Source organism: Streptomyces sp. NRRL WC-3549 (genome assembly GCF_000721935.1).
In the GTDB taxonomy this organism is placed as follows: Bacteria; Actinomycetota; Actinomycetes; order Streptomycetales; family Streptomycetaceae; genus Streptomyces.
In genome coordinates this window covers 75,542-83,891 of record NZ_KL585399.1, presented here as the reverse complement: position 1 = coordinate 83,891, position 8,350 = coordinate 75,542, and the positions used below count along the sequence as shown (strand labels likewise).

Genomic DNA, 8,350 nt, shown 5'->3' with positions numbered 1-8,350 from the left:
GGCCGAGCACCGTCTCCTCCAGGTAGTCCCCGGGCGCCGTGTACTGGCTGACGGCTGCCGGGTTGTAGCGGGGGGTCTGCCGCGACCAGTCGAGATTGCCGCGCATCCAGCTCCGCATGCCGTCGAGATACGGCACGAGCAGGTCCGTCAGCTGCGGATACAGGTCGAGCAGCTCGTCCTCGGCGGTCAGGAACCGCTCGGTCTCCGTGGCTATCTCCGCGCAGACGTGGTCGAGCGCCCGCTGCTCACCGTAGCCGCGGTGGTGGCGTACCAGGTGGACGAGGTTGTGGATCTCGCCGAGCACCTGCTCCTTCTCGTAGGAGTAGACGTCGTTGGCCCAGCAGACGACGTTGCAGGAGGCCTCCAGCGCGGTGATGAACCGGGGATCGTTGTGGAGCGACTCGGGCGCCTCTATGCCGGCCACGATCTCGATCAGGTCCATGCAGACGTGGATCGCCCCGGTGTGGCGGCGCTTGGCTATGTACGTCGCCTCGCTCGGCACCACGCCCTCGGCCCGGTTGCGGGTCTCCCAGGTGGTGGCGGTGGTCAGGTACGTCACCAGGTGCCAGGCGAAGCGGGAGCGCCAGTGCGGCGCGGCCCGCGGGACCGTGCGTTCCCACAGGTCGCAGAGGGCGACGACGGCCGCCGGTGGCTCCTCGCCGGGCAGCGGGTGCGGAGCGCCGCCCTCGACCACGGCGCGCATCCGGGCCACCACGTCGCGTACGCGTTCGGGGCTGCGGCCCAGATGGCCGTCGTCGAGCTGGTCGTCGACGAGGAAGAGCCAGACGAACCAGTCGGCGACGAGGTTCAGGTGCTCGGTGTCGGCCGTCGGGTGGACCATGCCGACGAACGCGCCGAAGTCGGCCTGCTCGAAGCGGGCTCTGGCCGACTCCCGGTGCACCAGGCCGGTGGACCGCGTCCAGGCGTCGAGGTGGGCGCGGGTGGCCGCTACGTGCGGGTTGCTCCGCTGCGGGAACGGGCAGTAGATGTCAGGCAGTTCGCTCTCCACAGGTGGATCTGGATCCTCTCCGGTCGAACGCGTGACGGTGTTCCGGGCACCTGTGAGCAGTGCGCCGATTACCACGGGGGGCCTGCGGGTGCGAAGCTACCTGACCCCCCGTCACCCGGTCCAGGGTTAGTGATCACGATTGGTCGAATCCTGTTCGGGTAAGGTCCCCGGGTAAGGCAGGTTCCGCTTGTCCCGACCCCCGGTCGTCCTCCTCGGAGGAACATACGAATGCGGGGGTCCGTTGCTGTGCCTTCGGGGAGGCGACCTGTGCCGTTTCGTATGAAAAAATGAGTGTTATGCGTTTCCTTGAGCCCGGCACCGGTCGTCACTCGGCCTCGCCCTCGGTCCCCTACGACCTCACGTACGACGACGTCTTCATGGTCCCCGGCCGCTCCGCGGTCGGGTCCCGGCAGGCGGTGGACCTCTCCTCGCCGGACGGCAGCGGCACCACCATCCCGCTGGTCGTCGCGAACATGACCGCGATCGCCGGCCGCCGGATGGCCGAGACCGTGGCCCGCCGCGGCGGGCTGGTCGTCATCCCGCAGGACATCCCGATCGAGGTCGTCACCGAGGTGACCGGCTGGGTCAAGAAGCGCCACCTCGTGCTCGACACGCCGATCGTGCTGGCCCCGGGGCAGACCGTCGCCGACGCCTTGTCGCTGCTGCACAAGCGGGCCCACGGGGCGGGCATCGTCGTGGACGCCGGGAACCGGCCCGTCGGTGTCGTCACCGACCACGACCTGAGCGGCGTGGACCGCTTCACCCAGCTGTCCGAGGTCATGTCCAAGGACCTGGTGGTGCTCGACGCGGACATCGATCCGCGCGACGCCTTCAACACCCTCGACGGCGCCAACCGCAAGCTGGCCCCGGCCGTCGACGCGGACGGCCGGCTCGTCGGCATCCTCACCCGCAAGGCGGCGCTGCGGGCGACGCTCTACACCCCGGCGACGGACGCCGCCGGCCGGCTGCGGATCGCCGCCGCCGTCGGCATCAACGGAGACGTCGCCGGCAAGGCCCGGCAGCTCCTCGACGCGGGCGTGGACACCCTCGTCGTGGACACCGCCCACGGCCACCAGGAATCCATGATCAGCGCGGTCGCCGCGGTGCGGGCGCTCGATCCGGGGGTGCCGGTCGTGGCGGGCAACGTCGTCGCCGCCGAGGGCGTGCGCGACCTGATCGAGGCGGGCGCCGACATCGTCAAGGTCGGTGTGGGCCCGGGCGCCATGTGCACCACCCGGATGATGACCGGGGTGGGCCGGCCCCAGTTCTCCGCCGTCCTGGAGTGCGCCGCCGAGGCCCGCAGGCACGGCAAGCACGTCTGGGCCGACGGCGGCGTCCGGCACCCGCGCGACGTCGCCATGGCGCTGGCCGCCGGCGCGTCCAACGTGATGATCGGCTCCTGGTTCGCCGGTACGTACGAGTCGCCGGGCGACCTCCAGCAGTCCGCGGACGGCCGGTACTACAAGGAGTCCTTCGGGATGGCCTCGGCCCGCGCGGTCAGGAACCGCACCTCGGAGGAGTCCGCCTACGACCGTGCCCGCAAGGGGCTCTTCGAGGAGGGCATCTCCACCTCGCGGATGTTCCTCGACCCGGCGCGTCCGGGCGTGGAGGACCTGATCGACTCGATCATCGCCGGGGTCCGCTCGTCCTGCACCTACGCCGGCGCGGGCTCGCTGGAGGAGTTCGCCGAGAAGGCGGTCGTGGGTGTGCAGAGCGCCGCGGGGTACGCGGAGGGCAAGCCGCTGCACGCCAGCTGGAACTGATCCCCGCCACGTCCCACGTGCCCCTCCCGCGAGGTTTCCGGGAGGGGCACAGGCATGTGTCCCGGCCTGCCGACAGGGCCAAAAGGCGCCTTCAACTCCGGTGGTTTCTCAGTAATATGAGCGGCAATCAGCTGCCCGCCCCACTGCGGTAAGGGAACTCATGTCTTCCTTCTTCACCGACCTGGCCCTTCAGTACATCGACGGCGAGTGGAGGCCGGGGAAGGGGTCCTGGGACATCATCGACTTCAACCCGTACGACGGGGAGAAGCTCGCGTCGATCACCGTCGCGACCGCCGGTGAGGTGGACCAGGCGTACCGGGCGGCCGAGCGGGCCCAGCAGGGGTGGGCCGACACCAACGCCTACGCGCGCCGGGCCGTGATGGAGAAGGCGCTGAGGGTCGTCGAGGAGCGGGAGGCGGAGATCGCCGAGGCGATCGTGGCGGAGCTCGGCGGCACCCATGTCAAGGCCGCCTTCGAACTCCACCTGGCCAAGGAGTTCCTCCGCGAGTCCGTCCAGCTCGCGCTGCGCCCCACCGGGCAGATCCTGCCGTCCCCGGTGGAGGGCAAGGAGAACCACGTCCACCGGGTGCCCGTCGGGGTCGTCGGGGTGATCAGCCCCTTCAACTTCCCCTTCCTGCTCTCACTGAAGTCGGTGGCGCCCGCCCTGGCGCTCGGCAACGCCGTCGTCCTCAAGCCGCACCAGAACACCCCCGTCTGCGGCGGCACCCTGCTGGCCAAGGTGTTCGAGGAGGCCGGCCTCCCGGCGGGCCTGCTGAACGTCGTGGTCACCGACATCGCCGAGATCGGCGACGCCCTGCTGGAGCACCCCGTACCGCAGCTCATCTCCTTCACCGGATCGGACAAGGTCGGGCGCCACGTCGCCACGGTGTGCGCGGCCCACCTCAAGCGGTCCGTACTCGAACTCGGCGGCAACAGCGCCCTGATCGTCCTCGACGACGCGGACGTCGACTACGCCGTCGACGCCGCCGTCTTCAGCCGGTACGTGCACCAGGGCCAGGTCTGCATGGCCGCCAACCGGATCCTCGTCGACCGCGCGGTGGAGCAGGAGTTCACCGAGAAGTTCGTCGCCAAGGTCGCCTCCCTGCGCGTCGGCGACCCCGCCGACCCGGCCACCCACATCGGCCCCCTGATCAACTCCTCGCAGGCCGACGCGGTCTCCAAGATCGTCGACCGCACCGTCGAGGAGGGCGCCACGGCCCTGCTGCACGGCCGCGCCGAGGGCAACCTGGTGAGCCCGTCGGTGCTCACCGGCATCCCGGCCGGCTCCCCCGTCCTGCACGAGGAGATCTTCGGCCCCGTGGCCCTGCTGGTGCCCTTCGACGGCGAGGACGAGGCGGTCCGGATCGCCAACGACACGCCCTACGGACTCAGCGGCGCCGTACACACCGGCGACGTCGAGCGCGGTGTACGGGTGGGGCGGCGCATCCACACCGGCATGATCCACATCAACGACGGCACGGTCCACGACGAGCCCATCGTCCCGTTCGGCGGCGAGAAGAGCTCGGGCCTCGGCCGTCTCAACGGCGAAGCGACCGTGGAGGCCTTCACCACCCAGAAGTGGATCTCGGTGCAGCACGGCCGCTCTCGGTTCCCCTTCTGACCCGCCGGAACCTCCTCGCCGCGGAGGGGTCCGCGGTCCCGTGGTCTACTTCGGGGGCGGCCCTCGCCGCCCCCGAGTCCGTCCGCAGAGAAGTGATCCACCCGACGTGCGCCTGAACGACCTCGACGAACGCATCGTCCACGCCCTCGCCGAAGACGCCCGGCGCTCCTACGCCGACATCGGAGCGCTCGTCGGCCTGTCCGCCCCGGCCGTGAAGCGCCGGGTGGACCGGCTGCGCGCCGAAGGCGCCATCACCGGTTTCACCGTCCGGGTGGACCCGGGCGCGCTCGGCTGGCAGACCGAGGGGTTCATCGAGATCTACTGCAGCCGGAACACCGCCCCCGAGGCGATCAAGCAGGGGCTGGCCCGCTTCCCGGAGGTCGTGTCCGCCTCCACCGTGACCGGGGAGGCCGACGCGGTCGTCCAGGTCTTCGCCGCCGACATGCGCCACTTCGAGCAGGTGCTCGAACGGATCGCGGGCGAGCCGTACATCGAGCGCACCAAGTCCGTCCTGGTGCTCTCGCCGCTGCTGCGCCGCTACTCCCAGGGACCGCCCGCCTGACACGGCACGGCCCTGGGACCGGGCCCCGCCACGGGGCCGCCGCCCCGGCCGCTCCGTCTCGGCGCGCTGCGGGACGGGGCCTGGCGGGCGGGTGAGCCGGGACGCTCCCTCCCCGCCTCCGCGTCAGGGCGGGCGGTGGGCGCCTGCTCCAGGCGTCCCGGTGCACGCCTGCTTCAAGCGACCCGGATCACCCTGCTGACCTGCGACGACGCCCGGTGCAACGAATCACCGCCGCAAGGGCCTTCCGCGCAACGAATCGACGGTGGACGCGCAACGTCCGCGTCTTGCCGGGCACGAGCGGGGCCCCGTACCTTCGATACGTCTCCCCGCCCCGCCCGCACCGTCCGAGGTCAGCCATGCCGTCGTTGCGTACCGCCCTGCTCCAGAGCTCCGGACGCCCCGGCCACGTGGACCACAACCTCGCCCTGCTCGACGAGGCGGCCGGACGGGCCGCCGCCGCGGGGGCCCGGCTGCTGGTGACCTCCGAGCTGTTCCTCACCGGGTACGCCGTGGGGGACGCGCTCCCCGCCCTGGCGGAACCCGCCGACGGGCCCTCGGCGCGCGCCGTGTCCGACCTCTGCCGACGGCACGGCATCGCCGTCCTCTACGGCTACCCGGAGCGCTCCGGTGAGCCGGTCTTCAACGCGACACGGCTCGTGGGCCCGGACGGGACGGCGCTCGCCGACTACCGCAAGACCCACCTCTTCGGCCCGTTCGAGCAGCGCTGGTTCACCCCCGGGGACCGCCCCGTGGTCCAGGCCGAGCTGGACGGCGTACGGATCGGTCTGCTGATCTGCTACGACGTCGAGTTCCCCGAGAACGTCCGGGCGCACGCGCTCGCCGGGACCGGGCTGCTGCTGGTGCCGACGGCGCTGATGCACCCCTTCCCCTTCGTCGCCGAGTCGGTCGTGCCGGTACGCGCCTTCGAGAGCCAGATGTACATCGCGTACGTGAACAGGACCGGCCCGGAAGGCGAGTTCGAGTTCACCGGGCTCAGCTGCCTGGCCGGCCCCGACGGCACCACGCGGGTCCGGGCGGGACGCGGCGAGGAACTCCTCGTCGGCGACGTGGACCCCGCCCTGCTCGACGCCTCCCGCGCGGCCAACCCGTACCTCAGGGACCGCAGGCCCGCGCTGTACCGCTCGCTCGCCTGAGCCCCCGGTCCGAGCGACCACGGGAGAACGGCCCCTCCCACCGACCCCACGCCGTCATCCGCCAAGGAGTCCGCACCCCATGACCTCCACGGTGCCCAACGCCGTCCAGCACACCGACGCCCAGCCGCCGATCACCATGTTCGGGCCGGACTTCCCGTACGCGTACGACGACTTCCTCGCGCACCCCGCGGGCATCGGCCAGATCCCCGCCACCGAGCACGGGGCCGAGGTCGCCGTGGTCGGCGGCGGGCTCTCCGGGATCATCACCGCGTACGAGCTGATGAAGATGGGCCTGAGGCCGGTCGTCTACGAGGCGGACCGGATCGGCGGCCGGCTGCGGACCGTCGGCTTCGAGGGCTGCGACCCCTCGCTGACCGCCGAGATGGGGGCCATGCGCTTCCCGCCCTCCTCGACGGCGCTCCAGCACTACATCGACCTGGTGGGTCTGGAGACGAAGCCGTTCCCCAACCCGCTGTCCCCGGCCACCCCCTCCACCGTCGTGGACCTCAAGGGCACCTCGCACTACGCGCGGACCATCGACGACCTGCCCCAGGTCTACCGCGACGTGGCCGCCGCCTGGAACGCGTGCCTGGAGGAAGGCGCCGACTTCTCCGACATGAACCGGGCGATGCGCGAGCGCGACGTCCCGCGCATCCGCGAGATCTGGGCGAAGCTCGTCGAGAAGCTCGACAACCAGACCTTCTACGGCTTCCTCTGCGCCTCGGACGCCTTCGCCTCCTTCCGGCACCGCGAGATCTTCGGCCAGGTCGGCTTCGGCACCGGCGGCTGGGACACCGACTTCCCCAACTCCATCCTGGAGATCCTCCGGGTCGTCTACACCGAGGCCGACGACCACCACCGCGGGATCGTCGGCGGCAGCCAGCAACTGCCGCTGCGGCTGTGGGACCGCGAGCCGCAGAAGATCACGCACTGGCCGCTCGGCACGTCGCTGGCCTCCCTGCACGGCGGGGACCCGCGGCCCGCGGTGACCCGGCTCGACCGGACGGCCGGGAACCGGATCACGGTCACCGACGCCGCAGGTGACATCCGCAGCTACCGCGCCGTGGTCTTCACCGGCCAGTCCTGGCTGCTCCTCTCCAAGATCGCCTGCGGCGACGCGCTGTTCCCGATCGACCACTGGACGGCGATGGAGCGCACCCACTACATGGAGTCGTCCAAGCTGTTCGTGCCGGTGGACCGGCCGTTCTGGCTGGACGAGGACCCGGCGACGGGCCGGGACACCATGTCCATGACGCTCACCGACCGGATGACCCGGGGCACCTACCTCCTGGACGACGGCCCCGACCGGCCGGCCGTCATCTGCCTCTCGTACACCTGGTGCGACGACAGCCTGAAGGGGCTGCCGCTCTCGCCGAACGAGCGCATGGAGGTCATGCTCAAGTCCCTCGGCGAGATCTACCCGGGCGTGGACATCCGCTCGCACGTCATCGGCAACCCGGTCACCGTGTCCTGGGAGAACGAGCCGTACTTCATGGGCGCGTTCAAGGCCAACCTGCCCGGCCACTACCGCTACCAGCGGCGGCTGTTCACCCACTTCATGCAGGACCGGCTGCCCGCCGACAAGCGGGGGGTCTTCCTGGCCGGCGACGACATCTCATGGACCGCGGGCTGGGCGGAGGGCGCGGTGCAGACCGCGCTCAACGCCGTCTGGGGAGTGATGCACCAGTTCGGCGGGGGCACCGACCCGTCGAACCCGGGCCCCGGCGACGTCTTCGACGAGATCGCCCCGGTCGAACTGCCGGAGGACTGAGGACAGGGCCGCCCGGGGGAGAGCGGGCGGGGCAGACGTGTCAGCGGTACGGAGTGAGCAGGAGGCGCCCCACCATGCCCACCCCCGCGTCCAGGCGCGCCCGGAACTCCTCGGCGAGCAGGGGCACCGCCCGCAGCCGCCACAGCACCCGGGCCGCCGCCCAGGACGCCTCCCGGGCCCGCTCCAGGCTCCAGGTGCCCGCCAGATGGGTCAGCGGGTCGGCGATCTCCAGCAGATCGGGCCCCGGCATCAGCTCCTCGCGGATCTGCTCCTCCAGCTCCGCGAGGAGGTCGCCCACGCGGTGGAACTCGTCCTCCAGCTCCTCCGGGACGCAGCCGAGCGCGCCGCAGGTGTCCACCACGGCCAGGGCGAGGTCGTGTCCGACGTGGGCGTTGATCCCGGCGAGGGCGAACTGGAGCGGGCGGACGCCGGGGTGGCGCCGGTACGCGAAGAGCGGACGCCAGCAGTCC

Annotated in this window: 7 protein-coding genes; 5 read left to right on the top strand and 2 right to left on the bottom strand. The window is 71.4% G+C overall.

Annotation, left to right across the window (positions count from 1 at the left end; all coding sequences use genetic code 11):
* Positions 1-1,009 (bottom strand): terpene synthase family protein (locus IH13_RS37560; RefSeq protein ID WP_031084744.1); only part of this gene is annotated, 1,009 nt, incomplete at its 3' end.
* Between the two features lie 296 nt (positions 1,010-1,305).
* On the opposite strand from IH13_RS37560, the gene IH13_RS0115265 reads away from it, so the two are divergent.
* The 5 genes from IH13_RS0115265 (at position 1,306) to IH13_RS0115245 (ending at position 7,880) form a co-directional block, all read left to right on the top strand.
* Positions 1,306-2,772, top strand: coding sequence for a GuaB1 family IMP dehydrogenase-related protein (locus IH13_RS0115265; RefSeq protein WP_031084743.1), 1,467 nt, complete (start codon positions 1,306-1,308; stop codon positions 2,770-2,772).
* 160 nt (positions 2,773-2,932) lie between these two features.
* Positions 2,933-4,393, top strand: coding sequence for an aldehyde dehydrogenase family protein (locus IH13_RS0115260; protein ID WP_031084740.1), 1,461 nt, complete (start codon positions 2,933-2,935; stop codon positions 4,391-4,393).
* A gap of 106 nt (positions 4,394-4,499) precedes the next feature.
* Positions 4,500-4,955, top strand: a complete 456-nt coding sequence (locus tag IH13_RS0115255; protein ID WP_031084738.1) for an Lrp/AsnC family transcriptional regulator — start codon at positions 4,500-4,502, stop codon at positions 4,953-4,955.
* Between the two features lie 356 nt (positions 4,956-5,311).
* Entirely contained in the window at positions 5,312-6,109 is a 798-nt protein-coding gene (locus tag IH13_RS0115250; RefSeq protein ID WP_031084736.1) for a carbon-nitrogen hydrolase family protein, read from the top strand.
* A 79-nt stretch (positions 6,110-6,188) separates the two neighbouring features.
* A complete protein-coding gene (locus tag IH13_RS0115245) occupies positions 6,189-7,880 on the top strand; it encodes a flavin monoamine oxidase family protein (protein ID WP_031084735.1) in 1,692 nt (563 codons plus the stop codon).
* 40 nt (positions 7,881-7,920) lie between these two features.
* Here the strand turns inward: IH13_RS0115245 and IH13_RS0115240 are convergent.
* On the bottom strand, positions 7,921-8,350 hold a 430-nt coding region (locus IH13_RS0115240; RefSeq protein ID WP_031084732.1), incomplete at its 5' end, for a DUF5995 family protein.

Bases quoted from the DNA above. Each gene is read 5' to 3' on its own strand.
- IH13_RS0115265 (WP_031084743.1), top strand. From the start codon at position 1,306: ATGCGTTTCCTTGAGCCCGGCACCGGTCGTCACTCGGCCTCGCCCTCG.
- IH13_RS0115250 (WP_031084736.1), top strand. From the start codon at position 5,312: ATGCCGTCGTTGCGTACCGCCCTGCTCCAGAGCTCCGGACGCCCCGGC.
- IH13_RS0115260 (WP_031084740.1), top strand. From the start codon at position 2,933: ATGTCTTCCTTCTTCACCGACCTGGCCCTTCAGTACATCGACGGCGAG.
- IH13_RS0115245 (WP_031084735.1), top strand. From the start codon at position 6,189: ATGACCTCCACGGTGCCCAACGCCGTCCAGCACACCGACGCCCAGCCG.